The following is a 25500-nucleotide window of genomic DNA, read 5'->3' on the forward strand; positions in this document are numbered from 1 at the left end:
TTTCAGGCCTCTGCCCGTCTGTCGATCCGGCCTTTCACCGGCCCGGCTGCTGCCGGAGGTCCAACTGGAGCGGGCGAGGCGATTCGAACGCCCGACCCTTACCTTGGCAAGGTAATGCTCTACCCCTGAGCTACGCCCGCTTCCTTGTTGGTGTGGGCGATTTAGAGTTTCCCGCAGACCTCCGCAAGAGGAAAATTCAGGTTTTTGCCGGAAATTTCCCGGACAGCAAAAAAGCGCAGCAAAACGCGACGGAAACTTCGCGGCGGCGCGTATCGGATATGGGCGCGCGGGGGAGGGCGCGGCCTTTCGAACGCCAGCATCGGAGCATCCGCAGCATGAAACCCGTCATCCAACGCTACGCCACGCCGCTCATCACCGGTCTTTTCCTCGTCTCGCTCATTTCGGGAATCGCGCTGTTCTTTCATTGGAACATGGGCTGGTTTCACGGCATGCACGAATGGCTGAGCATGGTGCTGATCCTGCCCTTCGCTCTGCACCTGTGGAAGAACTGGCGCCCGATGACCGCCTATATGCGCAAGCCTGCCTTCGGGCTGGCGATGGTGGCGTCGCTGGTGATGGCTGTGGCCTTCGTGGTGCCGTCGCTGTCGGGCGCGGACGGTGCGGCAGGCGGCGGGCGTCCGCCGCAGTTCGCCGCCGCCGGGCTGGTGCTCGAGGGCAGCGTGGCCGAAGTGGCGGCGCTGATCGACGTGCCTGCAGCCGACCTCGGCGCCACGCTGACGGAGGCGGGGTTTGCGGTCGGCGGGCAGGAGGAGAGCCTTGCCTCGATCGCCCGCGCCTCGGGGCGGAGCGACGGCGAGATCCTTGCCGCGCTGATCGGGGCGGAGCGCTGAGCCGTCGGTTGCGACATGCGTATTTGGAAAGAGAAGAAGGCCCGGAGCAATGCGCCCCGGGCCTTCTTTTGTATCACGGTGTGCGGCGGTTTCGTCTACAGCCCGCCCCGGCGGCGCGTCAGAACGGCACGTCGCCCGCCGAATCTGCGGCGGTCACGAAGCGGGCCACCACTTTCTTGACGCCCGCCTTCTCGAAGTCGATCTCGAGCTTGTCGCCTTCGATGGCGACGATCTCGCCATAGCCGAATTTCTGGTGGAAGACGCGCTCACCGGTCTCGAAGGCCGAAACTGCCTGCAGGTCGATCACCTGAGTGCGGCTCTCGCGCGGCTGGCTGACCGAGCGGGCGCTGGAGGAGCGTTCCTGCAGCCGTTTCCAGCCCGGGGAATTGTAGACATTGGCCTCGGCGGCACGGCTTTCCAGCCCTGAACCGCCGCCAAAGCCGCTGTTCATGCCCGCAGCGCCATAGCCGCCGCCGTAAAGGCCGGGCGGGGTGAGAATCTCGACGTGCTGCTCGGGCAACTCGTCGATGAAACGCGAGGGCATGGCCGATTGCCATTGCCCGAAGACGCGCCGGTTGGCGGCGAAGGAGATGGTGCAAAGCTCCTCGGCGCGGGTGATCCCGACATAGGCGAGGCGCCGCTCTTCCTCGAGCCCCTTGAGGCCGCTTTCGTCCATCGAACGCTGCGAGGGGAAGAGCCCGTCCTCCCAGCCCGGCAGGAACACCGCGGGAAATTCGAGACCCTTGGCCGCGTGCAGCGTCATGATCGAGACCTTGGCCCCGGTCTCTTCCGTCTCATTGTCCATGATCAGCGCGACGTGTTCGAGGAACCCCTGCAGGTTGTCGAAATTCTCCAGCGCTTTGACCAGTTCCTTGAGGTTTTCCAGCCGGCCTGGGGAATCGGGGTTCTTGTCGTTTTGCCACATCTCGGTGTAGCCGCTCTCGTCGAGCATGACCTCGGCCAGTTCCACATGGCTCATGGTCTTGGCCAGCGGCTTGTCTTCGTCGATCAGCACCAGATCGTCGTCGTCTTGCTGCACCTCCGAGGGCAGGCCCAGCTGCTGGCGGGCCACCTCGTGCCAGCGGTCGATCTGCTCGACGAAGGTGGCCAGCTTGCCCGCGCCTTTGCCGGTGATCTCCTTGTCGCGCAGCAGCAGCCGCGCGCCGTTGAGCAGCGTCGTGCCGTTCTCGCGCGCCTTGATCTGGATCTTCTGCTGCGCCTTGTCGCCGAGGCCCCGCTTGGGGGTGTTCACGATACGCTCGAAGGCGAGATCATCTTCGGGCGAGACCACCAGCCGGAAATAGGCCATGGCATCGCGAATCTCGAGCCGCTCGTAAAAGCGCGGGCCGCCGATCACCCGGTAGGGCAGGCCGATGGTCAGGAAACGGTCTTCGAAGGCGCGCATCTGGTGCGAGGCGCGCACGAGGATCGCCATGTCATCAAGCGAGATTGGCCGCATGCCGCGCGATCCGCGCTGCGCCGCCTCGATCTCTTCGCCGATCCAGCGCGCCTCTTCCTCGCCGTCCCAATGGCCGATGAGGCGGACCTTCTCGCCGCCGTCCGCCTCAGTCCAGAGTTCCTTGCCGAGCCGGTTTTCGTTGCCGCGGATCACCGAGGAGGCGGCGGCGAGGATATGCGCGGTCGAGCGGTAGTTCTGTTCCAGTCGCACCACATGGGCGCCGGGGAAATCCTTTTCGAAGCGCAGGATGTTGCCCACTTCGGCGCCGCGCCAGCCATAGATCGACTGATCGTCGTCGCCGACGCAACAGATGTTGGTGTGGCCCTGCGCCAGCAGCCGCAACCAGAGGTATTGGGCGACGTTGGTATCCTGATACTCGTCCACGAGGATGAAGCGGAACCAGCGCTGGTATTGCTCGAGCACATCGGCGTGCTGCTGGAAGATCGTCACCACATGCAACAGCAGGTCGCCGAAATCGCAGGCGTTCAGCTCGCGCAGGCGGGTCTGATACTGGGCGTAAAGCTCGGTGCCACGGTTGTTGAAGGCGCCAGCCTCGGACGCCGGAACCTTGTCGGGCGTCCAGGCGCGGTTCTTCCAGTTGTCGATCACCCCCGATAGTTGCCGGGCGGGCCAGCGCTTTTCGTCGATATTGTTGGCCGCGATCACCTGTTTCAGCAGGCGGATCTGATCGTCGGTGTCGAGGATGGTGAAATTCGTCTTCAGCCCCACCAGTTCGGCGTGGCGGCGCAGCAGCTTGACGCAGATCGAGTGGAAGGTGCCCATCCACGGCATGCCCTCGACCGCGTGGCCGAGCAGGCGGCCCACACGCTCTTTCATCTCGCGCGCGGCCTTGTTGGTGAAGGTCACCGAGAGAATCTCGTTCGGCCTCGCGCGGCCGGTGGTCAGCAGATGCGCGATACGGGCGGTCAGCGCCTTGGTTTTGCCGGTGCCGGCACCGGCCAGCATCAGCACCGGCCCGTCGAGCCGTTCCACCGCCTCGCGCTGCGCGGGGTTGAGGTCGTCGAGATAGGGCGCGGGGCGCGCCGCCATGGCCCGCTGCGACAGCGAGGCCCCCTCGAATGCATCCATGTCGTCAAAGCTGCTCATGGCGCAAATCTAGCGCGGCGCGGCGGCCTGTGAAAGGTGCGTTCTTTATTTGTTCCAAAAATCACTGTGCGGGCGGACTCCATGGAGGTTTTCCGCACTCGTGGGGGGCGGTCGCGGTGTCTAAAATGAACGGGATTTTCAGATCGCATTTGCACCCGCCGGTTGCGGAGGCCGCCTTTGACCACGGCTCGCTCCCGGCGACCAAGGGCCGAAATCCATTTCAAGACAGAGATTCTGGAGGAGGGATCGATGGAACTCAAACTGGAAGCCAAGGTTCACGAATACGGCAATCGCGACATACGGCCTGCCGACAGGTCCGAACCAGAGAAGCTGGGCGCGCTGAGCAAGCTGCCGGGCAAATGGATCAACGCAAAGGAGGGGCTGACCACCGGATTCGAGGGCCGCGGCTGGAACATGATCGCGCTGCCCTTCTTCACCGATGCCAGTGGCGACTTCCGGGTGCTGGCGAACCAATACAACGAAACGCTCGATTTCCTGACCGTCGACGGGCCGGTGCCTAATCGTGGGGTCGACAAGGAGGGCAGTGCCGATGCGACGGCGCAGACCGACCAGACGATCTTTGGCCTCGATTACACGCAGCGCATCGCGCAGATCGCGGTGAAGGACTCTCCGCCGTCGAGCGACATGATCCGTGGCAAGATCGGCGCCGGGATCCACCATGAGCCGGGCTTCATGCTGTGGATTCGCGATCAGCACACCTTCATAGATTACGTGGTCAGGACGCCCGCGGGCGATGAGTGTGAAACCAAGCTGCCGCTCAATGTGGCGCGGCTGGCCTCGATCCCGCATGGCGATACGGTGACCGCGATGGGCGTGTCCTTCACCCGCCCGGGCGCGCCGCTGGTGCCAGAGATCAGCGGCCTTCCTTTGCACCTGCAATCCCCGCCGGGCGAGCCGGACCCAGAACTTACGCGCTATCTCGCGCCCTATGGCGATCTGAGTGGCGACAATAAGTTCGAGGGTCTATTCGACGTCTCGCGCCCCTGGGAGCTGCTGCGCGGAGGAATCGCGGCGCTGGGTCCGATCCGCCAGACCACCACGCTGCATTTCAATACCGAGTTCGCCACGGGCGGGATCGTCAATATCCCCTTCATCGTGAGCGAAGCCAATGCCACGGCGATGGAGGCCTTCTTCTGGATCATGGAACTGGAAGAACCGATCAACGGCCGGGGCTGGGCGCTGGCCTATATCCAGAACGTGCTGCTCGACTTCTTCCCGCAGTTCGGTGGGCCAGAAGGCGCGCTGATCCGCTGGCCGCATGTCAGCATCAACATCATGTGCCTTGATGAGGCGCCGGCCCGCGAGCCGCTGCACAAACCCGAGGAGCAGGACGCAAGCAACGGCTGACATCGGCGGCATTTTGCAAAGTTGGCGCTCACGGGTGCTAACTTTGCATAGTCATCTTGCGCCGCATCGCAGCATGGCGTTCACTCCACGTCACCCGCAGGCATGGCGGTAGTGACGGAGGAAGATAATGCCAGAGTTCCAGAAGATTCTCATCGCCAACAGGGGCGAGATCGCGATCCGCATCATGCGCGCCGCGAACGAGATGGGGAAGAAGACGGTCGCCGTCTATGCCGAAGAAGACAAGCTGGGGCTCCACCGTTTCAAGGCCGACGAGGCCTATCGCATCGGTGAGGGGCTGGGCCCCGTGGCGGCTTATCTGTCGATTCCCGAGATCATCCGTGTTGCCAAGGAATCGGGCGCTGACGCGATCCATCCGGGCTATGGTCTGCTGTCCGAGAACCCCGAGTTCGTCGATGCCTGTGTCGAGGCGGGCATCACCTTCATCGGGCCCAAGGCGGAAACCATGCGCGCGCTTGGCGACAAGGCCAGCGCCCGCAAAGTGGCGGTCGAGGCCGGGGTGCCGGTGATTCCCGCCACCGAGGTGCTGGGCGATGATTTCGACGCGATCACCAAGGAGGCCGAAGAGATCGGCTATCCGCTGATGCTCAAGGCCAGCTGGGGCGGCGGCGGGCGCGGGATGCGTCCGATCGAGTCGTCGAAGGAACTGAAAGAGAAGGTGCTCGAAGGGCGGCGCGAAGCCGAGGCGGCCTTTGGCAACGGCGAGGGCTATCTCGAGAAGATGATCATCCGCGCTCGCCACGTCGAGGTGCAGATTCTCGGCGACAAGCAGGGCAACATCTACCACCTTTATGAGCGCGATTGCTCGGTGCAGCGCCGCAACCAGAAGGTCGTCGAGCGCGCGCCCGCGCCCTATCTGTCCGAGGCACAGCGCGAGGAGATCTGCGAACTGGGCCGAAAGATCTGCGCTCATGTGAACTATGAATGCGCCGGCACCGTCGAGTTCCTGATGGATATGGACAGCGGCAAGTTCTACTTCATCGAGGTGAACCCGCGCGTGCAGGTCGAGCACACCGTCACCGAAGAGGTGACCGGCATCGACATCGTGCAGGCGCAGATCATGATCGCCGAGGGCAAGAGCCTTGCAGAGGCCACCGGCAAGGCCAGCCAATACGACGTGCGCCTCACCGGCCACGCGCTGCAGACGCGGATCACCACCGAGGATCCGACCAACAACTTCATCCCCGACTATGGCCGCATCACCGCCTATCGCTCGGCCACCGGCATGGGCATCCGCCTCGATGGCGGCACGGCCTACGCGGGCGGGGTGATCACCCGCTATTACGACTCGCTGCTGGTGAAGGTGACGGCCAAGGCGCCGACGCCCGAGAAGGCCATCGCCCGTATGGACCGCGCCCTGCGCGAGTTCCGCATCCGCGGCGTGAGCACCAACATCGACTTCGTGATCAACCTGCTCAAGCACCCGGTGTTCCTGAACAACCAGTACACCACGAAGTTCATCGACACGACGCCCGAGCTTTTCGACTTCAAGAAGCGCCGGGACCGCGGCACCAAAGTGCTGACTTATCTCGCCGACATCACCGTCAACGGCCATCCCGAGGTGCAGGGCCGCCCCAAGCCCCATGCCGAGCTGAAGCCCGCGCGTGCCCCCGAACTGCGCGCCGAAACGCCGCCGCCGGGCACCCGCACGCTGCTTGAGGAGAAGGGCGCGCAGGCGGTGGCCGATTGGATGGCGGCGCAAAAGCAGCTGCTGATCACCGACACCACCATGCGCGACGGGCACCAGTCGCTGCTGGCCACCCGGATGCGCTCGCTCGACATGATCAAAGTGGCGCCTGCGTACGCGGCGAACCTCTCGAACCTCTTCTCGGTGGAGTGCTGGGGCGGCGCGACCTTCGATGTGGCCTACCGCTTCTTGCAGGAATGCCCGTGGCAGCGCCTGCGCGACATCCGCGCCAAGATGCCCAACGTCATGACGCAGATGCTGCTGCGCGCCTCCAACGGCGTGGGCTACACCAACTACCCCGACAATGTGGTGCAGAGCTTCGTCGCGCAGGCGGCGGACTCGGGCGTCGATGTGTTCCGCGTCTTCGACTCGCTGAACTGGGTCGAGAACATGCGCGTCGCCATGGATGCGGTGATCGACAGCGGCAAGATCTGCGAGGGCACGGTGTGCTACACCGGCGATATCCTCGATCCGGCGCGTGCCAAATATGACCTCAAGTACTACGTGGCGATGGGCAAGCAGTTGAAAGAGGCCGGGGCGCATGTGCTGGGTCTCAAGGACATGGCGGGCCTGCTGAAACCCTCGGCCGCAGGTGCGCTGATCACCGCGCTGAAAGAAGAGGTGGGGCTGCCGATCCACTTCCACACCCATGACACGTCGGGCGCCGCCATTGCTACGATCATGGAGGCGAGCCGCGCCGGGGTCGACGCGGTGGATGCGGCGATGGATGCGCTCTCGGGCAACACCTCGCAGCCCACGCTCGGCTCTATCGTCGAGGCGCTGCGCCACACCGAGCGTGACACCGGGCTCGACGTGGGCGTGATCCGCGAGGTCTCGAACTACTGGGAGGCGGTGCGCGGCCAATATGCGGCCTTCGAGAGCAGCATGCAGGCCCCCGCGTCGGAGGTGTATCTGCACGAGATGCCGGGCGGGCAGTTCACCAACCTCAAGGCGCAGGCGCGCTCGCTGGGGCTGGAAGAGCGCTGGCACGAGGTCGCCAAGACCTATGCCGACGTGAACATGATGTTCGGCGATATCGTGAAGGTGACGCCGTCGTCGAAAGTGGTGGGCGACATGGCGCTGATGATGGTGAGCCAAGGGCTGACCCGCGCGCAGGTCGAGGACCCCAAGAGCGACGTCAGCTTCCCGGACTCGGTGATCGACATGATGCGCGGCAACCTCGGCCAGCCGCCGGGTGGCTTCCCCGAGGGCATTCTGAAGAAGGTGCTGAAGGGCGAGAAACCCAACACCGAGCGCCCCGGCAAGCATCTGCCGCCCGCCGATTTCGCCAAACTGCGCGCCGAGTTGCAGGAGAAATTCCCCGATGTCGAATTCGACGACGAGGATTTCAACGGCTACCTGATGTACCCCAAGGTCTTCACCGACTACATCGCGCGCCACGAGGAATACGGCCCTGTGCGCACCCTGCCGACGCTGGCCTATTTCTACGGCATGGAGCCGGGTGCCGAGATCACCGCCGAGATCGACCCCGGCAAGACGCTGGAGATCCGCCTGATCACCGTCGGCGAGACGCAGGATGACGGCGAGGTGCGGGTGTTCTTCGAACTCAACGGCCAGCCGCGTGCGGTGCGCGTGCCCGACCGCAAGGCCAAGGCTGCGAGCGGTGCCAAGCCCAAGGCCGAGTTGGGCAACGCCAACCACATCGGCGCGCCGATGCCGGGCGTTGTCGCCTCGATCGCGGTGCAGGCGGGCGCTTCGGTCAAGGAGGGCGATTTGCTGCTGACCATCGAGGCGATGAAGATGGAGACCGGGCTGCACGCCGAACGCGACGCGGTGATCAAGGCGGTGCATGTGACGCCCGGCAGCCAGATCGACGCCAAGGATCTTCTGATCGAACTGGAAGAGTAAGGCGCGCGCCGCAGAGCGTTGGACGCAACGAAGCGCGGGGCAGGGCTGACCTGACCCCGCGCTTTTACTTTGCGCCTACATTGCCCCCGTTTACATTGCCCAAGCCGCGCCCGCCCAGATCGCCGGGCCGAGCAGAGCGAAGGCCAAGATGATCAGCAGGCCATCGCGCAAGGTCAGGCCAAGCCCGAACAGCAGCACCGGCACGGCGACGAGGAACGGCAGGCCGGGGATGAATCCAAGGCCGATCACTGCCGCGCCTGCAAAGATCAGCAGCACGGCGATGATGCGCGAGATGGTGCCGCTGGCCGCCCATGTCATGCGCGAGCCAAGATAGCGACGAAGGCTCCGGGCCTTGGGCCAAGCCTTCTTGATGCTGGCGGTGAATTTGTCGGCGGGGAACTCGATGCTGGCGATCTTCGAAGGCAGCCAGACCCCGGATTTGCCGCGCATCATCTGCGCGCCGCAGAGGATGAACAAAAGGCCGATCAGCGCGGGCACGCCGGGGATCATTCCGATCGGCAGCATGAGGAAGGCCGCCAGCACGATGAGCAGTGGCCCAAAGCCCCGCGATTCCAGCGTGCGCACCACCTCTTGTACCTCGATGCAGCCGTCGCTGTCTCCGAGTTCCGAGAGGTCGTGCATAATTCCTTCGAGTGGCCGGTCGGTCATATCGTTCCCCACTAATGTGTAGGGATAAGCGCCTCAGGGGAGCTTCGGTTCCAGACGGTCTGGCTGCGGTGGCAGTCCGGGCGCCGGTCAGAGCGCCCGGGAAGGGGCTTATTCCGCCGCCTTGCGCTTCGCCTTGGGCGCGGTGATCGGCAGGTAGTCCTGCGGCTCGCGGTGCTCTTCGAAGTTGAAGACATTTGCGCGGATCTCGGCGCAGCGGTCGAGATCGACCTCTGCCGTGATCACCTCGTCGCCCGAGGTGCTGGCCTTGGCAACGATCTCGCCAGTGGGAGCGACGATGATGCTGCCGCCGATCAGCACAGAGCCTTCCTCCAGCCCGGCCTTGGCCACAGCCACGCCCCATGTGCCGTTCTGGTAGCAGCCCGCCATCACCGACAGCTCGTTGTGGAAATACTGCAGGTGGTCATGCTCGGGCGCGGGCGCGAAATGGATCGGGGTGTTGTAGCCAAGGCAGACCAGTTCGGCCCCGCCAAGACCCAGCACGCGCCATGTCTCGGGCCAGCGGCGGTCGTTGCAGATACACATGCCCATCTTGCCGCCGAGCATTTCGAACACCGGCCAGCCCAGATCGCCCTTTTCGAAATAGCGCTTCTCGAGGTGCTGGAAGGGGCGCCATTCCTCGTTCTCCCAATGGCCGGGGAGGTGGATCTTGCGGTATTTTCCGGCGATCTCGCCATCGGGGCCGACGAGGATCGCGGTGTTGTAATGGTGCCCGTCCGGCGTCAGCTCGGCATAGCCGAGGTGAAAGCCGATCTGCAGTTCTTTGGCGAGGGCGAAGAGCGGCGCGGTGGCCTCATTCGGCATCTCGGTCTCGAACCACTGATCCAGCTCGGGGCCCGCCTCGATGAACCAGCGCGGAAAGAAGGTGGTGAGCGCAAGTTCGGGGAAGACCACGAGGGAGGCACCGCGGGCCTTGGCCTCCTTCATCATCGCGCAGAGGCGGGCCACGGCAGAGCTGCGCGGCTCATCCTTGGCGATGGGGCCAAGCTGGGCGGCGGCGACGGTGAACTTGCGGCTCATGGGGGCGGTCCTTTTCTAGGGGCGTATCTGGGAGGCCGGGGCGCCGATGAGCTGCTCATAAAGCTCGGGGTCGGTGTCGCCCTCGGTGCCGAAGGTGAGAATGCGGGAGGTGGCGTCGAGGCCGAGCATCTGGCGCGCCTCGGGGTCTTCCATGGCAAGGCGCAGCCCGGCGATGCCCGCGACGGCCGACTCGCCCGCGACCAGCGCAGGATCGCCGCCCTCGGGGTAGGCGAGGCGGCGCATGGCGGCGATGGCAGCGGCATCGGTAAGCGCGATCACCGCGTCGCCATGGTCTTGCAGAATCTCCCACGCCAGCGCCGAGACCTCGCCACAGGCAAGCCCCGCCATCAGCGTATCGAGATCGCCATGCACCGCCGTGCGCGCGCCGGTGCGGTAGGAGGCAAGGAAGCAGGCGGCCTGATCGGGATCGCAGAGCACAATCTTCGGCCTGTCCGCGCTATAGCGGCGCACTGCCTGCGCGGTGACCGCAGCGGCCATGCCGCCAACGCCGGTTTGCAGAAAGATATGGGTGGGCGGCTCGGGCAGGGCGTCGAGCGCCTCGGCGGCCATGATCTCATAGCCCTGCATCACGTCGCGCGGCACGTCCATATAGCCGGGGTACGAGGTGTCGGAGACCACGAACCAGCCTTCCGCGCTCGCCACCTCCTGCGCCTCGCGCACCGAGTCGTCGTAATTGCCCGGCGTGCGGCGGACCTCGGCGCCAAAGGCCTCGATGGCGGTCTTGCGGCCCTCGGAGACGGTGGCGTGGATGAAGATCACGCAGTTGCAGCCAAAGCTCTGCGCCCCCCAGGCGACCGAGCGGCCATGGTTGCCGTCGGTGGCGCAGCAGACGGTGATCTGCGCCGCCTCGGGGATCGCGCGGGCGGTGATTTCGTCCATGCTCACATCGCGGCCCAGCCGTGCCGACAGTTCCTTTTGCAGCAGCCGCGCCACCGCATAGGCCCCGCCAAGCGCCTTGAAGCTGCCGAGCCCGAAGCGCGTGCTCTCGTCCTTGTAGTGCAGCGCGGCAACGCCGATCTCGGCGGCGAGCGCGGGAAGGGCAGCCAGCGGCGTCTCGGTGTAGCCGGGCCAAGCGCGGATGGTGCCCGCAGCGGTGGCGAAACCGGCGTCGCTGAGGATGGCATTCTGCGCTTCGGTCCACTGGGTGCCGGGGGCGGCCTGTGCGTTCAGGGCGAGCGTGAAGGCGTCTTCCGTGCCTGCATTGCGGGTGATCTCCTCGGCCATGGTGTCCTTCCGTTTGGTCTGCGTTACTGAAGTAGAAAGTTCGGACTTTTGCAAAGGCCCGCATGCGGGCAGCGCGCCGCGGCGCAAGCCTGTGCTGAATAATCGGGCAGCTCAAGCGATGTGTTCAGGCCCTGCGTGTGCGTCGCCGCGTCAGGCTGCGATTTCGCGCAAGAGCCAGTCGCGGAACGCCTGCACGCTGGCGCTGTCGGCGCTGCGTTCGGGCTGGATCAGCGCGTAACTCTCGCCGGTGTCGAAGCGGCGTTGCGCGGCGAGGGCAAGCTGCCCGCTGGCAAGCGCCGGGCGGGCGATGATCTGCGGCACGATGCCCACGCCAAGCCCCGCCATCGCGGCATCGAGGATCATGTCGAAATGGTCGAAACGGGCGCCGCGCAGGATGCGGCGGGCGTCGGTATCGCTGCCGCGGAACCAGTCGAGCCAGAGCGTCGGGCGGGTGGATTGCTGCAGCAGTGGCAACTCGAGCAGTTCGGCGTCCGAAAGCTCGGCGCGCCCCGCAAGCAGGGCAGGGGCGGCGACAACCACCATCTCTTCGCGCGCCACCGTCTCGGCGCTGGTGCCGGGGGTTTCATGCTGGCTGCGCATAAGCGCAAGGTCAAAGGGATCGCGGCTGAACTCCACCGGCTGCAGCCGGGCAGAGAGATCGAGGGTGATGCCGGGGGCGGCTTCGGCAAAGCTCGGCAGGCGCGGGATCAGCCATGTGCGGGCAAAGCTCGGCAGCACCGCAAGGCGCAGAACGGCGGATTGCCCCCCGAACGCCATGACCCCCATGGCGGCGCTGTCAAGCTCGCCCAGCACCTTCTCGGCCTGCAGCAGAAAGGCCTGCCCTGCTGGCGAAAGCACCAGCCTCTGGCGCACCCGCAGGAAAAGGGCGACGCCGAGCCGGTCCTCAAGCGCCGCCAGCGAGCGCGAGATCGCGCTCTGCGTAAGGTTCAGACTGTCGGCGGCCATGGTGGTGGTGCCGCGCCGGGCGCAGGCGACAAAGGCCTCCAGCTCGCCGACGCGGGGCATATAGGGTTTGCGCATCCGGGACTCCTCTGGATGCGCAGATTATGAGTTTTGATCATGACATGAGCAATTCAAATCGTTTCCCAGCGGTCCGCCCCGGCGCTAGGCTGCGCGCCAAACGCATGATCCCTCCGGAGGAGCCTTCCGATGACCGACCTGTCCCACCTCAAGCCCAAGGAACAGCCCGCGCTTGCCTCGTTCAACTGGGAGGACCCGTTTCTGTTCAGCGAGCAGTTGACCGAGGAAGAGCGGATGATCAGCGATACCGCCCATGCCTTCTCGCAGGAAAAGCTGCTGCCGCGGGTCGAGCATGCCTATCTCGAAGAGCACACCGACCCCGAGATCTTCCGCGAGATGGGCGAGCTGGGCCTTCTCGGCTCGACCATCCCCGAGGCCTACGGCGGCATCGGCGCGGGCTATGTGGCCTACGGCCTCGTGGCGCGCGAGGTGGAGCGTGTGGACAGCGGCTACCGCTCGATGATGTCGGTGCAATCCTCGCTGGTGATGTACCCGATCTACGCCTACGGCTCGGAAGAGCAGCGCATGAAGTATCTGCCGAAGCTCGCCAGCGGCGAGTGGATCGGCTGCTTTGGCCTGACTGAGCCCGACGCGGGCTCGGATCCGGCGGGCATGAAAACACGGGCGGTGAAGACCGAGGGCGGCTATGTGCTCAAGGGCTCCAAGATGTGGATCTCGAACGCGCCGATCGCCGATGTCTTCGTGGTCTGGGCCAAGTCCGAGGCGCATGGCGGCAAGATCCGCGGCTTCGTGCTGGAGAAGGGCATGAAGGGCCTGAGCGCGCCGAAGATCGGCGGCAAGCTCAGCCTGCGCGCCAGCATCACCGGCGAAATCGTCATGGATGACGTCGAGGTCGGCGAGGACGCGCTGCTGCCCAATGTCGAGGGCCTCAAGGGGCCGTTCGGCTGTCTCAACCGCGCGCGCTACGGTATCGCATGGGGCGTCATGGGCGCCGCCGAGTTCTGCTGGCATCAGGCGCGCGATTATGGCCTCGACCGCAAGCAGTTCGGCAAGCCGCTGGCGGGCACGCAGCTCTTCCAGAAAAAGCTCGCCGACATGCAGACCGAGATCGCGCTTGGCCTGCAGGCCTGCCTGCGCACCGGTCGGCTGATGGACGAGGGTCGCGCCGCGCCCGAGATGGTCTCGCTGATCAAGCGCAACAACTGCGGCAAAGCGCTGGATATCGCGCGGATGGCCCGCGACATGCACGGCGGCAACGGCATCCAGATCGAATACGGCGTGATGCGCCATGCGGCCAACCTCGAGACGGTGAACACCTATGAGGGCACCCATGACGTGCACGCGCTGATCCTCGGGCGGGCGCAGACCGGCATTCAGGCGTTCTTCTGATGCAGGTTCCCCCGCTGCCGCCGATGCACGGGGTGCGCGTGATCGAACTGGCGCGCATCCTCGCCGGGCCCTGGGCCGGGCAGGTGCTGGCCGATCTGGGCGCCGAGGTGATCAAGGTCGAGGCGCCGCAGGGCGATGACACCCGCCGCTGGGGCCCTCCGTTCATCGAGCGCGAGGGCGACCGCTCGGCTGCCTATTTCCATGCCACCAACCGTGGCAAGCGCTCGGTCATCGCCGACTTCCGCACGCCCGAAGGGCAGGCGAAGGTGCGCGAGCTGGTGGCCGAAGCCGATGTGGTGATCGAGAATTTCAAGCTCGGCGGGCTGCGCAAATACGGCCTCGACTACGAAAGCCTGCGCGAGGTGAACCCCGGGCTGGTCTATTGCTCGATCACCGGCTTCGGGCAGGATGGCCCCTATGCCGAAAGGGCGGGGTATGACTTCCTGATCCAGGGCATGGCGGGCTGGATGGACCTGACCGGAAGTCCGGACGGCGAGCCGCAGAAGGTCGGCGTGGCCTTTGCCGACATCTTCACCGGGCTCTATTCGGTGATCGGCATTCAGGCGGCGCTGGCGGCGCGCGCGCGCACCGGCCGGGGGCAGCTCGTCGACATGGCGCTGCTCGACTGCGCCGTGGGCGTGCTGGCCAATCAGGGGATGAACTACCTCGCCACCGGCAAGGCACCGCGGCGCCTCGGCAATGCGCACCCGAATATTGCCCCCTATGAGGTGCTGCCCACCGGCTCGGGCGACATGATCCTCGCGGTCGGCAATGACGGGCAGTTCGCCCGGCTCTGCGATGTGCTGGGGCTGGCGCTGGCCGAGGATCCGCGCTTTGCCACCAATGAGGCGCGGGTGGCGCATCGCGACCTGCTGCGGCCCGCGCTGGTGAGCGCGCTGGCGGCCTGGGACCGGGCCGAGCTTCTGGCCGCGCTGGAGAAGGCCACCGTGCCCGCCGGGCCGATCAACTCGGTCGATCAGGTGTTCGACAACCCGCAGGTGATCGCGCGCGGTATGGCGGTGGAGGCAGGCGGGGTGCCCGGCATCCGCACCCCCATCCGCCTGTCGGAAACGCCCCTTGCGCCGGTGCGCCCCTCGCCAAAGCTCGGTCAGGGCTGAACCGCGGTCGAGGGGGCGCCGCCCCCTCGGCGCTGCGCGCCTCACCCCCAGGCATATTTTTCGGGCATATTTTTCGGGCGTATTTTTAAAGAGAAGAAGGGTGCGAAACCCGGCTTCTTCTCTTTCCAAATACGCCCGCCGGAGGCGGTCCGGCGCGCGCCAGAGGCGCTTTCCGCCGGGAAAAGCGAAACGCGTTCCGCTGCGCTCTGGTACGCGGCGCGCCGCTTTAGTAGGGTCGCGCGCATGACGGCGCCCGCGATCAGTTTTTCCGAGGATCAGGCCGAAGCCTGGGACCGCGTGGCCGAGATGCTGCGCGGCGCTGGCGTCGATCTGGATGAAGGCACCACCGAGCCCGCGCGCGAGGGCCTTTCGAAGGTCATGGCGCTGATGGGCAAGGCCGGCTCGGGCAAGACGCTGCTTTTGGCTGAGCTTTGCAAGGCGCTGCAGGAGGCGGGCTGCGAGGTGGTCTCGGGCGATTTCGAGAGCCGCCGCAAGCGCGACAAGCGCACGCTTGCGATCCTTGCGCCGACCAATAAGGCGGCCTCTGTGCTGCGCATGCGCGGCGTGCCCGCCACCACCATCCACCGCATTCTCTACACGCCGGTCTATGATCCGGTCTACGAGCGCATCGCCGAATGGCTGATGGGCAACGAGGAGCGCCCGGAGATCGAGGCGCTGACCGATGAGGCGCTCGATCGGGCCTATGCTGCGTATCAGGGCCACAAGTCGGTGCCGGCGGCGCTGGCCGCCGCGGGGCTGCGCGGCAGCGATTTCATCACCGGATGGAAACGCCGCGAAGAGCCGCTCGACATCGGCTTTGTCGATGAGGCCTCGATGCTCGACGACCGGCAGTTCGAGGATCTGCGCGAGATCTTCCCCAACCTGCTGCTCTTTGGTGATCCGGCGCAGCTGGCGCCGGTGAACCAGTCGGGCAAGATGGTGTTCGACGCGGTGCCCGAGGACCGCAAGATGGAGCTCTCGCGCATCCACCGGCAGGAGGCCTCGAGCCCGATCCTCGATCTGGCCCATGCGCTGGCCGATCCGGAGGTGGATTTCTACCGTTTCGAGCGGCTGGTCGAGGAGATGGCAGCCAAGGACGACCGGGTGATCTGGGGCCAGCGGGTCGAGGTGGACCTGATGGCGCGCTCGCCGGTGCTGGTCTGGCGCAACGCCACGCGCATCCGGCTGATCAACGCCTTCCGTGCCGTGCATGGCGCGCCCGAGACCGAGCTTCTGCCCGGCGAGCCGCTGATCTGCGACGGCATCGAACTGCCGCTCAAGCACCGCAAGAAACGGCTCGATCTGGAGGCGCGCGGGCTGATCAAGGGCGCGCAGGTGGTCTATCTCGGGCCGGGCAAGAAACCCGGCTTCTCGCGGCTGCACGTGATGGGCGCGCCCGACCCGCAGGTCTCGGCGGCGTCCATCGTGAAAATCGAAAAGCCCGACGAGGAAGAGCCCTTTATCCCCTTCGCCGCGCGCATGGGGGCGACCTTCCTGCATGGCGCGGCGGTGACCATCCACAAGGCCCAAGGCTCGCAGTGGGAGAACGTGCAGGTCTTTGCGCCCGATCTTTACACCGCTGCGCGCATGGGGCGCGTCGAGGCCGGGCAGCCGCTGTGGAAACGTCTTGCCTATGTGGCCATCACCCGCGCCTCCGACCGGCTGCATTGGGTGGTGCGCAACCGCCTGGCCAAGCCCTCGGGGCCGCTGCGGGTGGATGATCTGGCCGCTGCGGCACCGGCACCGCTGGAGCTTGAGATGCAGGGCGAGGATGCGGCGGGCTGATGCCCTGCGGCTGATCGGGATTTCCTCTTGCCAGCGGCGGGGCCGATCCGCCAATCTGCCTCGGGTTTGGCAAGGCGCAAGGAGAGGCGATGATCCGGGGCAGCAGCAACAGGCAGGCGGGGCGACATGCCAGCTGAGGCGATCCTAGAGATGGAGCCGAAAGTCTCGCGCTGGTTTCTTCTGGACGCGGAGAAAGTCGCGCAATTCGGCGCGGTGACCGGCGATCTGAAGTTCTTTCACAAGGACGCGGGGGCATCTGCCGATTTCCTCTTTGGCGAGCCGGTGGCGCAGGGGTTTCTGACGCTGTCGCTGCTCTCGGCCATGTGCGCCGACGCGGTGCCACCCTTTCCGGGACAGGTCGCCAATGTGAACTACGGCTTTGACCGGGTGCGCTTTGTCACCCCGGTGCCGGTGGGCTCGCGGGTGCGCGGGCATTTCACCGTTGGCGGGGTCGAGGAAGAGGAAGAGCGGCTCACCGTGCATTGGGACGTGGAGATCGAGGTCGAGGGGCAGGGCCGCGACAAGCCCGCGCTTGTGGCGCAATGGCTGACCTTCCTCGAGTTGCGCGACTGATCCGCGTTTGATCTCCGGCTGATGCAAGGGGCCCCGGCTTGACCCTGCCGCGCGCAGCGCCGACACAGGGGCGCGCAACAGGAGAGCCGCATGACTGATCCCTTCCTCGAAGGCCCCGCACCCTATCTGCAGCACCTTGGCGCGGCGATGACCGAATGGCGCGCCGATTTTGCCCGCTTCGAGCTGGAGCTGGGCCGCGAGCATATGAACCGGCACGAGAACCCGCATGGCGGGGTTCACGCGGCTTTGCTCGACACGGCGATGGGGTTTGCGGGCTGTTTCACCGGGGATGCGGACGACAAGCTGATGGCGCTGACGCTTTCGCTCAACGTGCAGTATTTGTCTCGCCCCAAGGGCACGCGGCTGATCGCCGAGGGCACGCGCACCGGCGGCGGCAAGAGCACCTTCTTTGCCGAGGCGACGATCACCGATGAGACCGGCGAGCTTATCGCGAAGGGCTCGGGCGTGTTCCGCTACCGCCGCCGGGGCTGAGGCTTAGCCCGGCGCCAGCGCTTTGAGCGCGGTGATATCCGCAGCTTCGAGCGCGCCGCGGGCCGCGGCGATGCGCTCTGCGGGCCAATGCCACCATTCGAGGCGCAGGAGCCGGTCGATGGTCTCGGGATCGAAGCGCATCTTCGCCACGCGTCCGGGGTTGCCGGTCACCACCGCATAGGGCGGCACCTCGCCGCGCACCACGGCACCCGCGCCGATGATCGCACCCGAGCCGATCTTTGCGCCCGCCAGAACCATCGCGCCGGTTCCCAGCCAGACGTCATGGCCGATCTCGATGCCTCGCGCGTCGGGCTGCGTGGCCTGAATGGCCTCGCGGTCGAACACCCTGAAGGGGTAGGTGCTGAGCCCCCGCGTCTCATGGTTGGCCGAGCCGCCGATGAAACGCACGCCATGGGCGATCTGGCAGAAGTTGCCGATCTTCAGCCGGTCTTTTGAGAAGGGAAAGAGGTAGGGCGCGAGGCGCGCCGCCCAGCCGTCGACCGCGGGCGGATCGAAATCCGAGGCATAGGTGAAACGGCCGACCTCGATGCAGGGATGGTCGAGCACCGCGCGCAGATGCACGGTGCCCGCGTGCGGGGTGCCATCGGGCAGGATGATGGGGTGACTCTCCTCCGCGGAGGGAAGGGTAAAGGGCATGGGAGCCTCCTTTCGAAACGCATCTGTCAGGGTTTCAAAGGTGCTGGTCCATGGCTCCCTCCATCGGTGAACAGGGGCACTCTAGCGCGAAAGGGCGGCGCGGGAAAGCGCGCTCACTCTCCCGGACGCTTGAGTGAAAAGACCTCGCGGATCACCGCATAGTCGCGGTAGCCGAGGCGGGTGAGTGGCTGGAAGGTGGTCACGTCGAACTGCCCATCCTTGAGGCAGTCATCGCGCATGTGAACGCCAGTGACCTCGCCGAAGACGGCGAAATTCGCCACGCCTTCCAGCTGCACGATCTGGGTCACCTTGCATTCCAGCGAGGCAGGCGCCCCGGCCACGCGCGGGCAGTCGATGGTCTCGCACTCGGCTTTCTCGATCCCGGCGAGGGCAAACTCATCCTCGCCCGCGGGCCACGGCCCGGAGCTGAGGTTCATCACGTCGCGCGCCGCGTATTCGACGATGTTGACGCAGAACACGCCGCTTTCGCGCAGCTGCGCCACGCTGTCCTTGGTGCCGTCGCGGTCGTCCTTGGCCGAGGTCGAGGCGAACATCACCTGCGGCGGCACATAGGCCACCGCGTTGAAGAAAGAATAGGGCGCGAGGTTGTCGCCCATCGTCCCGCGGGTGGAAATCCAGCCGATAGGGCGGGGGGTGACGATGGCGTTGAACGGGTTGTGCGGCAGGCCGTGGCCGTCTTCGGGGCGGTAGAACATGCCTGTCCTCTCAGCTGTTTGCGCGGTCTTTGGACCCGTGATAGGGCCAATTCAGCCAAAACGCCACGGGAGAGCACCCCTCTGTACAGCTTGTTTCAGGAACGCCCGGATGATGTCTGGGAGGTCGAGGCCCTCTATGATCTCAGCTTTGCGCCGGGGCGGACGCTGCTGTCGTCCTACCGCCTGCGCGACGGCGTGCCGCCGGTGGCCGAGCTGTGCCGCGTGGCCAAGGACGAGAGCGGCATCATCGGCGGCGCGATCCGCTACTGGCCGGTGCGCGTGGGCGAAGTGCAGGCGCTGCTTCTGGGGCCGGTCGCGGTGCACCCCACGGCGCAGGGCGAGGGGCTGGGCGCGGCGCTGATCCGCGACACGCTGGAGCGGGCGCGGGCGCTGGAATGGGGCCGGGTGCTGCTGGTGGGTGACGAGCCCTATTACCGCCGTTTCGGCTTTTCCAAGATCGACGGGGTCGAGATGCCGCCGCCGACCAACCCCGAGCGGGTGCTGGCGATGGAACTGCGCCCCGGCGCATGGGCAGGTGTGACCGGCGAGGTCACGCGCAAAGCTTGAAATTTCGGGGGCGGGGCCGATCTTCTTAGAAAGTCCCTAGGAGGCGCAAGATGACCGCAGCAGTCCCCGGAACCGAGCTTGTTCCCGTCAGCATCGAGGCAGAGATCGCCGCGCTTGCCCGGCGCCACCGCGCCGCGGGCGGGGTCGGGCTGCAGGTGCTCAACCTCATCGGCGGCAAGGCGGAGAACCTGCTCGAACGGCTGCCCGACTCGGTGAAGAACCGGCTCGAAAGCAGTACGGCGAAGGCGCTGGAACTGTCGCTGAAGGCGGCCTCGGGATCGCGCCGGGCGGTGCCGGATCAGAAGGGGTGGCTCAACACCGCGCTGGCCACCGCCATGGGCGCCGCTGGCGGCGCGGGCGGGCTACCAACAGCCATGGCCGAACTGCCGGTGACCGTCACCGTGCTGCTGCGGGCCATTCAGGGCATCGCGGCGGAATATGGGTTTGACCCCGACATGCCGGAGATCCGCCGAGAGTGTCTGGCCGTCTTTGCCTCCGCCGGTCCGCTGGCGACGGATGATGGCGCGGATCTGGGGTTTCTGGCGACGCGGGTCACGCTGACCGGCGCGACGGTGCACGGGCTGATCGGCAAGGTTGCGCCGCGTCTGGCGACAGCGATGGGGCAGAAGTTGGCGGCGCAGACGATCCCCGTGCTGGGCGCGGCCGCCGGGGCCGCGACGAACTACGCCTACACCAGCTATTATCAGGAAATGGCGCATGTGCAGTTCGGCCTGCTGAAACTGTCGCAGCAGACCGGGCGTCCGCGTGCCGAACTGGTGGCGGCACTGCAGAAGCAGATCGGTTAACCGCTTCGCAAGGTTAATGGCTTAGAGCCTTGCGCGAGGCGCGGTGAAACCCGCGCCGCAACGCCCGCGCAGAAGGTGCGGGTTGTGTCCCGTGCCAGAACGGCCGGCGATGCGCGCAACATCCAAATCGCCCGGGGCGCGGGGGACCGATGCGCCGGGCGAGCCTTGGTCCCGTAAATTGGAAAGGTCAAAGAACGCCCGGAACAAAGCCGAAGGCACTGGTTGATCCTTTGTTGATCGTGCCCCGCCTCAGCCTTGCCAGCGCATGTATTCCATCACCGCGTCGCGCACCGACTGCTCGCCACGCTCACGTGCGTCGCAGATCACGTCATAAAGCGCGTCTAGATCCGTGCGCATGATCAGGCTCTTCACCGGCCCGATCGACGCCGGGCGCATCGACAGGCGGTGCAGCCCGATGGCGGCCAGACAGACCGCCTCGATCGGGCGACCCGCATCCTCGCCACAAAAGCTCAGCGGTGTGCCGGTGGCCGAGCAACGCTGCACGATCTGTTCGAGGAAGGTCAGGAAACTGACGTTGAGCGTGTCATAGCGCCGGCGCACGCGCTCGTTCTCACGGTCGGCGGCAAAGAAGAACTGCTTGAGGTCGTTGCCGCCGATCGACAGGAACTCCACGTCTTCGAAAAACTTGTTCGAGGCGTAGGCGAGGCTGGGGGTTTCCAGCATCGTGCCGACCGATATCTTGTCCGGCACCACATGGCCCAGCTTCTTCTCCAAAGCGATGGCCTTATAGACTTCTTCGCGGGCGGCGCTGAATTCTTCCCATTGCGCGACGAAGGGGAACATCAGCGTCAGCGGACGGCCCTCGGCGGCGCGCAAAAGTGCCTGCAGCTGCATCCGCATGACGCCGGGCCGGTCGAGGCCGACGCGGATCGCCCGCCAGCCGAGCGCCGGGTTGGGCTCGTCGGTGGGCTTCATGTAGGGCAGCACCTTGTCCGAGCCGATGTCGAGCGTGCGGAACACCACCGGCTTGTTTCCGGCGGCATCCGCGGCATCGAGCACGCGCTTGTAGACCGCCGCCAGCTCGGTGCGGTTGGGCATCTTGTTGCGTACGAGGAACTGCAGTTCGGTGCGGAAGAGGCCCACACCCTCGGCGCCCGAGGTTTCGAGCGACGGGACATCGGCCAGAAGGCCCGCGTTCATGTAAAGGCTGATGCGCTTGCCGCAGAGCGAGATCGCCGGCTTTTGCCGGATCGAGGCATAGCGTTCCTGCGCCTCGGCCTGCATGGCGATCTTGTCGCGGAAGGCCGACACCACCGTGTCATCGGGGCGCAGGTGCACGAGGCCCTGATCGCCGTCGACCATGATGTGATCGCCGTTGAGCGCCTCTGTGGTGATGCGCGGCGCGTTGATCACCAGCGGGATCGCCAGCGCGCGGGCGACCACGGCGGCGTGGCTGCCGACCGAGCCTTCCTCGAGCACGATGCCACGCAACTGGCGGCCGTATTCCAGCAACTCGCCGGGGCCGATGTTGCGGGCCACGAGGATCGGATCATGCGGCATCGACGCGCCAGTGTCGCTGCCCTGACCGGTGAGGATGCGCAGCAGGCGGTTCGACAGATCGTCGAGATCATGGAGCCGCTCGCGCAGGTAGTTGTCGGCCACTTGGCTCATGCGGGCGCGGGCGGCGGATTGCTCTTTCTCTACAGCCGCTTCGGCGGAGAGGCCGCGCTGGATGTCTTCTTCCATGCGGCGGCGCCAGCCCTTGGAGTTGGCGAACATCCGGTAGGCTTCGAGCACCTCAAGCTGTTCAGCGTCATGGCCCGCGCCAGCGAGCATCTCGTCGACGCTGACGCGCAGCCGCTCGATCGCCTCGCTCAGCCGCTCATGCTCGCGCTCGGGGTCATCGGCGACGAAATTGGTGACCATCACCCGCGGCTCATGCAGCCAGACGTGGCCTTCGGTGGTGCCTTCCTGTCCGGTGCCGCCGCGCAGCAGGGTGGGCTGGGTGTGCCGTGCCGAAAGTGCCGCGCTGTCGCCGACGAAGGCGCCCAACTCGGTCATTTCGGCCAGCACCATGGCGACGACTTCCAGCGCATAAACCTCGTCCGAGGTGAACTCGCGCTTGGCCCGCGTCTGCACCACCAGCACGCCCAGCGTCTCGCCGAGGCGCTGGATCGGCACGCCGAGGAAGCTGGAGTAAATCTCCTCGCCGGTCTCGGGCATGTAGCGGAAGCCCTTGGCCGAGGGCGCATCGGCGGTGTTCACCACCTTACCGCTGCGCGCGACGCGGCCCACCAGACCCTCGCCCATGCGCATGCGGGTCTGGTGCACGGCCTCTTTCTTGAGGCCCTCGGTCGCGCAGAGCTCCAGCGTCTCTTCATCGCGGAAGAGGTAGATCGAGCACACTTCGGTGCCCATCGAGTCGGCGGTCAGATGCGTGATCTTGTCGAGGCGCGCCTGTCCGGCGGCATCCTCGGCCATGGTGTCCCGCAGCCGCCCGAGAAGCTTGCGACTTTCGCTTTCCGTGCCGTCCGGCATTCGGCCACCCTGTCCCTAATTATTTGGAAGGGAGCCCGCGGTGTCTGTCAGGCCGCCTTCTCGAGTTCGAAGGCATCATGCAGCGCCTGCACCGCAAGTTCCATGTATTTCCGGTCGATAAGCACCGAAATCTTGATCTCTGAGGTTGTAATGACCTTGATGTTGATGCCCTCGTCGGAAAGCACCTTGAACATCTTTGCCGCGACGCCCGGCTGGCTGCGCATGCCGATGCCAACGACCGAGATTTTGCACACTTCGGTGTCGGCCTTCAGCTCTGCAAAATTGATGCTGCCAGCTTCCTTGCAGTCCTGCAGGGTCTTCTCGGCGCGCGCCACCTGATTGGTGGGGCACGAGAAGGTCATGTCGGTGCGGCCCTCGTCCGAGATGTTCTGGACGATCATGTCGACATTGATGCCCGCCTCGGAGAGCGGGGTGAAGATGGCCGCGGCGATGCCCGGACGGTCGGCGACCGAAACAAGGGTCATCTTGGCTTCGTCGCGCGAATGGGCGACCCCGGAAACGACGTTCAGTTCCATGATTTCCTCCTCGTCGCAGACGAGCGTACCGGCTTCGTCGGACTGTTCTTCAAAGCTGGAGAGCACCCGCAGCTTCACGTTGTAACGCATCGCAAGTTCGACCGAGCGGGTCTGCAGCACCTTGGCGCCGAGCGAGGCCAGTTCGAGCATCTCCTCGAAGGCGATCTTGTCGAGCTTGCGGGCCTTCTCGCAGATCCGCGGGTCGGTGGTGTAGACACCATCGACGTCGGTGTAGATGTCGCAGCGCTCGGCCTCGAAGGCGGCGGCAAAGGCGACGGCGGTGGTGTCCGAGCCGCCACGGCCCAGCGTGGTGATCCGGCCCTCGGCGCTGATGCCCTGGAAGCCCGCGACCACGGCCACTTTCATGCCCTCGCCGAACTTGCGGTTGATGTTGTCGGTGGGGATGTCGACGATCCGCGCCGCGCTGTGCGAGGAAGTGGTCTGCAGCGGCACTTGCCAGCCCTGCCAGCTGCGCGCCGGCACGTCCATTTCCTGCAGCGTCAGCGCCATCAGCCCCGCAGTGACATTCTCGCCCGAAGAGACGACGGCATCATATTCGCGCGCGTCGAACAGTGGCGAGGTCTCTTCGACGTAGCCGACCAGCTTGTTGGTCTCGCCGGACATGGCCGAGACGATGACGATCACGTCGTAGCCCTTGGCGACCTCAACGCCCACGCGTTTCGCGGCCCGGCGAATGCGGTCCAGCGTGGCGACGGAGGTGCCGCCGAATTTCATCACGAGCACGGGCATGGCGTTTTCCCCGGGGTGGCCTTTGAATCAGCGGTCGTTTACGCGCGGGGGGCGGGCTGCGCAAGAGCCTTGCACCGCCGCCGTGAGCGATCACTGCGCGGGCAGGGGGCTTTTGAGTATTTTTGGAAAGATGAAAGCGCCTTCCTATCCCGGTTCCTTGCGCGCGCTCCGGTCGGGGCGCGGGAAGGGGCGCAGGAGAGGTTCATGGCTTGCGGTAATCGGCGGTCGAGATCCCGCCCTGTGCCACATAGGTCTCTTGCCCAGGCATGACCTCGGTGTTCTGCGCGGAGACGGCCTGCCAGCCTTGCGGGGTGCGCTGCAGGACAAAGATCAGGATGGTCTGGCGCGGACCGGCGGCGCTGCCATCCGGGGCGCGCTGGCCGGTCATGTGAAAGCGGCAGCGCACCACCGCGTGGTCCTCGCCCAAATGCCGGGTGGAGATACGGCCGGGCCGCAGGGTGGTTTCGGCAAAGAAGCTTTTCAGCGCGTAGTCATGCGGGCGGGCGATCGCTGCGCGGCCCTGCCACCATAGGCCGGTGACATTCACGAACTCGGCGTCCTCGGCAAAGAGCGCGGCGATGGCCGCGCCCTCGCGCGTGGCCCATGCGCGGGCGAAAGCGGCGGGGAAATCTCCGGGCCGCTGCGGCAGATCAATAGGGGTGGGCGCGGCCATCCCATGTCTCAAAACAGCCGGTGGCATCGAGGCTCAGCGCGTCCAACCGGTCGGCGAGCCCTTCGGCGGATTGCGCCGGGGTGAGATCGGCGCCAGCGCCGCCCATCTCGGTGCCGACCCAGCCCGGGTGATAGATGCCCACCGCGATGCCGCGGGGCTTCAGGGCTACGGCAAGGTTGCTGCCAAGGTTCAGTGCCGCGGCCTTGGAGGCGCGGTAGATCAGCGCATTGCCTTTGGCGAGCGCGTTCGAACCCATCTGCGAGCTGATGATCATGATCTTCGGCGTGGCGGCGCGCTCCAGCAGCGGCAGCATGGCCTGCACCGTCAGGAAGACGCCGGTGACATTGACCGCGAACATATCGGCCCACATCTGCGCCGGGAAGCCGGTGTCGAGCGTCTCGGGTTTGTCGAAGTAGACCCCGGCGTTGCAGATCAGCGCATCGAGCGGCGCTTCGCCCAGCTGGGCCGCCAGCGCGGGCGGCGAGGCGGGGTCGGCCACGTCGAGCTTCAGCAGGCCTTCGGTGCTGCGGGCGGTGCCCAGCACCTCGTTGCCGCGGGCGCGCAGCGTGTCGGCCAGCGCGGCGCCGATGCCGCGGTTGGCGCCGGTGATGAGCAGTCGCATGGGA

Annotated in this window: 21 protein-coding genes and 1 tRNA gene; 10 read left to right on the top strand and 12 right to left on the bottom strand. The window is 66.0% G+C overall.

Going from position 1 to position 25500, the window contains the following annotated elements; genetic code table 11:
* Positions 1 to 65: 65 nt before the first annotated feature.
* Positions 66 to 140 (bottom strand) — tRNA-Gly (locus G0A00_RS04905).
* A gap of 195 nt (positions 141 to 335) precedes the next feature.
* On the opposite strand from G0A00_RS04905, the gene G0A00_RS04910 reads away from it, so the two are divergent.
* The gene (locus G0A00_RS04910; RefSeq protein WP_164182269.1) at positions 336 to 851 is read left to right on the top strand and encodes a DUF4405 domain-containing protein; all 516 of its coding nucleotides are present in this window, start codon (positions 336 to 338) and stop codon (positions 849 to 851) included.
* Positions 852 to 969: 118 nt separating this feature from the next.
* On the opposite strand, the gene G0A00_RS04915 is transcribed toward G0A00_RS04910, so the two are convergent.
* Complete coding sequence (locus G0A00_RS04915; protein WP_164182271.1) at positions 970 to 3417, bottom strand: ATP-dependent helicase; 2448 nt, start codon at positions 3415 to 3417, stop codon at positions 970 to 972.
* 249 nt (positions 3418 to 3666) lie between these two features.
* On the opposite strand from G0A00_RS04915, the gene G0A00_RS04920 reads away from it, so the two are divergent.
* Together G0A00_RS04920 and G0A00_RS04925 are read left to right on the top strand one after the other, a co-directional pair.
* Positions 3667 to 4785, top strand: coding sequence for a heme-binding protein (locus tag G0A00_RS04920; protein ID WP_203595276.1), 1119 nt, complete (start codon positions 3667 to 3669; stop codon positions 4783 to 4785).
* Between the two features lie 127 nt (positions 4786 to 4912).
* Positions 4913 to 8359, top strand: a complete 3447-nt coding sequence (locus tag G0A00_RS04925; protein WP_164182274.1) for a pyruvate carboxylase — start codon at positions 4913 to 4915, stop codon at positions 8357 to 8359.
* Between the two features lie 90 nt (positions 8360 to 8449).
* On the opposite strand, the gene G0A00_RS04930 is transcribed toward G0A00_RS04925, so the two are convergent.
* The 4 genes from G0A00_RS04930 to G0A00_RS04945 form a co-directional block, all read right to left on the bottom strand.
* Positions 8450 to 9028, bottom strand: a complete 579-nt coding sequence (locus G0A00_RS04930; RefSeq protein WP_164182275.1) for an exopolysaccharide biosynthesis protein — start codon at positions 9026 to 9028, stop codon at positions 8450 to 8452.
* Positions 9029 to 9136: 108 nt separating this feature from the next.
* On the bottom strand, positions 9137 to 10066 hold the full coding sequence (locus tag G0A00_RS04935; protein ID WP_164182276.1) for an N-carbamoyl-D-amino-acid hydrolase: 930 nt from the start codon (positions 10064 to 10066) through the stop codon (positions 9137 to 9139).
* Positions 10067 to 10081: 15 nt separating this feature from the next.
* Positions 10082 to 11311 (bottom strand): diaminopropionate ammonia-lyase, encoded by a 1230-nt coding sequence (locus G0A00_RS04940; RefSeq protein WP_164182277.1) that lies wholly within the window; start codon positions 11309 to 11311, stop codon positions 10082 to 10084.
* Between the two features lie 150 nt (positions 11312 to 11461).
* Positions 11462 to 12352: a LysR substrate-binding domain-containing protein gene (locus G0A00_RS04945; RefSeq protein WP_164182278.1), complete on the bottom strand. Its 891-nt coding sequence runs from the start codon at positions 12350 to 12352 to the stop codon at positions 11462 to 11464.
* Between the two features lie 129 nt (positions 12353 to 12481).
* Between G0A00_RS04945 and G0A00_RS04950 the strand changes: the two genes are divergently transcribed.
* The 5 genes from G0A00_RS04950 to G0A00_RS04970 all read left to right on the top strand — a co-directional run bounded on the left by G0A00_RS04950 (position 12482) and on the right by G0A00_RS04970 (position 17670).
* Positions 12482 to 13702, top strand: coding sequence for an acyl-CoA dehydrogenase (locus tag G0A00_RS04950; RefSeq protein WP_164182279.1), 1221 nt, complete (start codon positions 12482 to 12484; stop codon positions 13700 to 13702).
* On the top strand, positions 13702 to 14820 hold the full coding sequence (locus G0A00_RS04955; protein WP_164182280.1) for a CaiB/BaiF CoA-transferase family protein: 1119 nt from the start codon (positions 13702 to 13704) through the stop codon (positions 14818 to 14820). The genes G0A00_RS04950 and G0A00_RS04955 overlap by 1 nt, the downstream gene beginning before the upstream one ends.
* 243 nt (positions 14821 to 15063) lie before the next feature.
* Positions 15064 to 16605 carry an ATP-dependent RecD-like DNA helicase gene (locus tag G0A00_RS04960; protein ID WP_066104650.1) on the top strand — a complete coding sequence of 514 codons (1542 nt, stop codon included), beginning with the start codon at positions 15064 to 15066 and terminating at the stop codon, positions 16603 to 16605.
* A gap of 126 nt (positions 16606 to 16731) precedes the next feature.
* A complete protein-coding gene (locus tag G0A00_RS04965; RefSeq protein WP_164182281.1) occupies positions 16732 to 17178 on the top strand; it encodes a MaoC/PaaZ C-terminal domain-containing protein in 447 nt (148 codons plus the stop codon).
* Between the two features lie 90 nt (positions 17179 to 17268).
* Positions 17269 to 17670, top strand: a complete 402-nt coding sequence (locus G0A00_RS04970) for a PaaI family thioesterase (protein WP_164182283.1) — start codon at positions 17269 to 17271, stop codon at positions 17668 to 17670.
* Between the two features lie 3 nt (positions 17671 to 17673).
* Here G0A00_RS04970 and G0A00_RS04975 read toward each other — a convergent pair whose 3' ends face one another.
* Together G0A00_RS04975 and G0A00_RS04980 are read right to left on the bottom strand one after the other, a co-directional pair.
* Positions 17674 to 18327 (bottom strand): CatB-related O-acetyltransferase, encoded by a 654-nt coding sequence (locus tag G0A00_RS04975; protein WP_164182285.1) that lies wholly within the window; start codon positions 18325 to 18327, stop codon positions 17674 to 17676.
* 113 nt (positions 18328 to 18440) lie between these two features.
* Positions 18441 to 19043: a flavin reductase family protein gene (locus G0A00_RS04980; RefSeq protein ID WP_164182287.1), complete on the bottom strand. Its 603-nt coding sequence runs from the start codon at positions 19041 to 19043 to the stop codon at positions 18441 to 18443.
* Positions 19044 to 19124: 81 nt separating this feature from the next.
* Here G0A00_RS04980 and G0A00_RS04985 point away from each other — a divergent pair, with 81 nt between their 5' ends.
* Positions 19125 to 19610 (top strand): GNAT family N-acetyltransferase, encoded by a 486-nt coding sequence (locus G0A00_RS04985; protein WP_164182411.1) that lies wholly within the window; start codon positions 19125 to 19127, stop codon positions 19608 to 19610.
* A gap of 50 nt (positions 19611 to 19660) precedes the next feature.
* Positions 19661 to 20416, top strand: coding sequence for an EcsC family protein (locus tag G0A00_RS04990; RefSeq protein ID WP_164182289.1), 756 nt, complete (start codon positions 19661 to 19663; stop codon positions 20414 to 20416).
* Positions 20417 to 20665: 249 nt separating this feature from the next.
* On the opposite strand, the gene ptsP is transcribed toward G0A00_RS04990, so the two are convergent.
* The 4 genes from ptsP to G0A00_RS05010 form a co-directional block, all read right to left on the bottom strand.
* Positions 20666 to 22915, bottom strand: a complete 2250-nt coding sequence (ptsP, locus tag G0A00_RS04995) for a phosphoenolpyruvate--protein phosphotransferase (RefSeq protein ID WP_164182291.1) — start codon at positions 22913 to 22915, stop codon at positions 20666 to 20668.
* A 47-nt stretch (positions 22916 to 22962) separates the two neighbouring features.
* Positions 22963 to 24201, bottom strand: coding sequence for an aspartate kinase (locus G0A00_RS05000; protein ID WP_164182292.1), 1239 nt, complete (start codon positions 24199 to 24201; stop codon positions 22963 to 22965).
* A 202-nt stretch (positions 24202 to 24403) separates the two neighbouring features.
* Entirely contained in the window at positions 24404 to 24874 is a 471-nt protein-coding gene (locus G0A00_RS05005; RefSeq protein ID WP_164182294.1) for an SgcJ/EcaC family oxidoreductase, read from the bottom strand.
* Positions 24852 to 25496 (bottom strand): SDR family NAD(P)-dependent oxidoreductase, encoded by a 645-nt coding sequence (locus tag G0A00_RS05010; protein WP_164182296.1) that lies wholly within the window; start codon positions 25494 to 25496, stop codon positions 24852 to 24854. The genes G0A00_RS05005 and G0A00_RS05010 overlap by 23 nt, the downstream gene beginning before the upstream one ends.
* Positions 25497 to 25500 lie beyond the last annotated feature (4 nt).

Origin of the sequence: Salipiger sp. PrR002 (assembly GCF_010500775.1) — a bacterium.
Taxonomy (GTDB): Bacteria; Pseudomonadota; Alphaproteobacteria; order Rhodobacterales; family Rhodobacteraceae; genus Salipiger.